Origin of the sequence: Anoxybacillus sp. ST4 (assembly GCF_019448545.1) — a bacterium.
Classification (GTDB): domain Bacteria; phylum Bacillota; class Bacilli; order Bacillales; family Anoxybacillaceae; genus Anoxybacillus; species Anoxybacillus pushchinoensis.
In genome coordinates this window covers 1-435 of record NZ_JAHZOE010000078.1, presented here as the reverse complement: position 1 = coordinate 435, position 435 = coordinate 1, and the positions used below count along the sequence as shown (strand labels likewise).

1 rRNA gene is annotated in these 435 nt (G+C 48.3%); it reads left to right on the top strand.

Annotated features, from left to right (window positions below):
• Positions 1 to 102 (top strand): 16S ribosomal RNA (locus tag K1I44_RS15080); the annotation flags it as partial.
• Between the last annotated feature and the right edge of the window lie 333 nt (positions 103 to 435).

Genomic DNA, 435 nt, shown 5'->3' with positions numbered 1-435 from the left:
GGTAACCCTTACGGGAGCCAGCCGCCGAAGGTGGGGCAAATGATTGGGGTGAAGTCGTAACAAGGTAGCCGTATCGGAAGGTGCGGCTGGATCACCTCCTTTCTAAGGATAATCAGAAAAGCGGAGAACTTTTGTTCGAAAGCTAGATGTGATGTGTTGACAAACACAAAAACGGTATGATAAAATCTCGCTGTCTGTTTTGTTCAGTTTTGAGGGAACACCCTTATTGAACAAAAAGGCGTTTTGCGCCTGCGTCTGCAAGCGATCTCGAGGGAGATAGATTCCTCGGCGCATGGCAGCGTAGAAGCCAATCTGTAGCGGCCATGTTCAGTTTTGAGGGAACACCTCAAATTACAAAATAAATATCGTATGTATGGGCCTATAGCTCAGCTGGTTAGAGCGCACGCCTGATAAGCGTGAGGTCGGTGGTTCAAG